Here is a 1742-nt window from a genome sequence, read left to right as displayed (position 1 = left end):
GGATTTTTGGTTCATCTTTGAAATCACCAACCCGGATCGAGCCTTGATAACCCAATGCGGCGATGGCGGCCAGCAGTTGGTTGTGGCTCACGGCGGTGTCTGCCATGACTTGCGCGCGGCTTTCTGGATAGGACACCACAGCGGCATTCACGCCGGGAATCTTTTCCAAAGCATCTTTGACATGGGTGGCGCAGGATGTGCAGGTCATGCCATTCACGGTGATTTCGGTCATTTTTTTACTCCATTGAATTTCGGGGTGCAGCAGGCATCGGCTTGGCGTTTTCGTTGGATGGCGTAGATGGTCAAGCCGATGAAAATCGCCAGCGCAGGCAGCAGCACATAGTCCAGATAGCCGGTCAGCGCGGACAAGCCGACCACACCGAGCAAAATGACCAGAACAGGGGTGAAGCAACACAGCGCCACGAGGGTTGTGCCAATGATGCTGACCCGCAGCAGTGTCTTCGGGTCTTTCATGATCAGTTCTTGACTGATGATGGGTAGCCCGCATCCTCGGTAGCCTTGGTCAGTTTCTGCACGCTGGTCTTGGCATCATCGAAGGTGACCACCGCTTCGCGCGTCTCGAAGGTCACGTCAACTTTACTGACGCCATCGACCTTGGAAATCGCCTTCTTGACAGTGATCGGACAGGCCGAGCAGGTCATGCCCGGTACGGACAGCGTAACGGTCTGGGTGGCGGCCCACACGGGGGCAACAACGGCAGCGAGGGCAAGGGCGGAAAGCAGCTTTTTCATGGTGAACTCCTGTGATCAATAGAAAAATGGCACGACGTAGGGAAATCCGAGCGCGACCAAAACCAGCACGGCCACGCCCCAGAAAATGAGCTTGTAAGTAGCTCGCACTTGGGGAATCGCGCAAACCTCACCCGGTTTGCAGGCGGCTGACGGCCGGTAGATGCGCCGCCAGGCGAAGAACAACGCCACCAGCGCCACGCCGATAAAGATGGGGCGATAGGGTTCCAACACCGTCAAGTTGCCGATCCAAGCGCCGCTGAACCCCAAGGCGATCAGAACCAGCGGCCCGAGGCAGCAAGCCGAGGCGAGGATGGCGGCCAGCCCGCCAGTGAAGAGCGCGCCGCGCCCGTTTTGAGGTTCAGACATACGTTTGTCCTTTCGAATCTGAATTGGATAGCTTAAGCTTACTTCCGTAGTTATGTACGGAGTCAAGCGATATGGAAAACAATTTGGAGAACCTGACCATTGGCGTTTTCGCCAGGACGGCCGGGGTCAATGTGGAGACCATCCGGTTCTATCAGCGCAAGGGCTTGCTCCCGGAACCGGACAAGCCTTACGGCAGCATTCGCCGCTATGGCGAGACGGATGTAACGCGGGTGCGCTTCGTGAAATCAGCCCAGCGGTTGGGCTTCAGCCTGGATGAGATCGCCGAGCTGCTGCGGCTGGAGGATGGCACCCATTGCGAGGAAGCCAGCAGCCTGGCCGAGCACAAGCTCAAGGACGTGCGCGAGAGGATGGCTGACCTGGCGCGCATGGAGGCCGTGCTGTCTGATTTGGTGTGCGCCTGCCATGCGCGGAAGGGGAACGTTTCCTGCCCGCTGATTGCGTCACTGCAAGGGAAGAAAGAACCGCGCAGTGCGGACGCGGTGTAGCCCGAGGGAACTACGCCTTAGCGTGCTTTATTTTCCGTTTTCTGAGGCGACTCCAACGTCAGAAAAGACCGTGCGGTCGACTTTTGATATTTCGTGCTGTCGCCTTCTGAAAGTGACA

5 protein-coding genes are annotated in these 1742 nt (G+C 57.7%); 1 reads left to right on the top strand and 4 read right to left on the bottom strand.

The window, feature by feature from the left end; genetic code table 11:
* From BDO18943_RS42395 to merT, 4 genes are all read right to left on the bottom strand, one after another.
* On the bottom strand, nt 1-232 hold a 232-nt coding region (locus tag BDO18943_RS42395), incomplete at its 3' end, for a cation transporter (RefSeq protein WP_175026719.1).
* Nucleotides 229-474, bottom strand: coding sequence for a mercury resistance system transport protein MerF (merF, locus tag BDO18943_RS42390; RefSeq protein WP_000654684.1), 246 nt, complete (start codon nt 472-474; stop codon nt 229-231). The genes merF and BDO18943_RS42395, both read right to left, overlap by 4 nt.
* A 2-nt stretch (nt 475-476) precedes the next feature.
* Complete coding sequence (gene merP / locus BDO18943_RS42385) at nt 477-752, bottom strand: mercury resistance system periplasmic binding protein MerP (RefSeq protein WP_000735441.1); 276 nt, start codon at nt 750-752, stop codon at nt 477-479.
* A 15-nt stretch (nt 753-767) separates the two neighbouring features.
* Entirely contained in the window at nt 768-1118 is a 351-nt protein-coding gene (gene merT, locus BDO18943_RS42380; RefSeq protein ID WP_001294667.1) for a mercuric ion transporter MerT, read from the bottom strand.
* Between the two features lie 71 nt (nt 1119-1189).
* Between merT and merR the strand changes: the two genes are divergently transcribed.
* Nucleotides 1190-1624 carry an Hg(II)-responsive transcriptional regulator gene (merR, locus tag BDO18943_RS42375; protein WP_000429838.1) on the top strand — a complete coding sequence of 145 codons (435 nt, stop codon included), beginning with the start codon at nt 1190-1192 and terminating at the stop codon, nt 1622-1624.
* The last annotated feature ends 118 nt before the right edge of the window (nt 1625-1742 follow it).

This window comes from Burkholderia aenigmatica (assembly GCF_902499175.1).
GTDB classification, from domain to species: Bacteria; Pseudomonadota; Gammaproteobacteria; order Burkholderiales; family Burkholderiaceae; genus Burkholderia; species Burkholderia aenigmatica.
The sequence above is the reverse complement of the archived record's forward strand: the minus strand, read 5'-3'. Positions and strand labels throughout refer to the sequence as shown.

Excerpts from the sequence above, each read along its gene's own strand:
- merP (WP_000735441.1), bottom strand. The coding sequence starts at position 752 with ATGAAAAAGCTGCTTTCCGCCCTTGCCCTCGCTGCCGTTGTTGCCCCC.
- merF (WP_000654684.1), bottom strand. The coding sequence starts at position 474 with ATGAAAGACCCGAAGACACTGCTGCGGGTCAGCATCATTGGCACAACC.
- merT (WP_001294667.1), bottom strand. The coding sequence starts at position 1,118 with ATGTCTGAACCTCAAAACGGGCGCGGCGCGCTCTTCACTGGCGGGCTG.
- merR (WP_000429838.1), top strand. The coding sequence starts at position 1,190 with ATGGAAAACAATTTGGAGAACCTGACCATTGGCGTTTTCGCCAGGACG.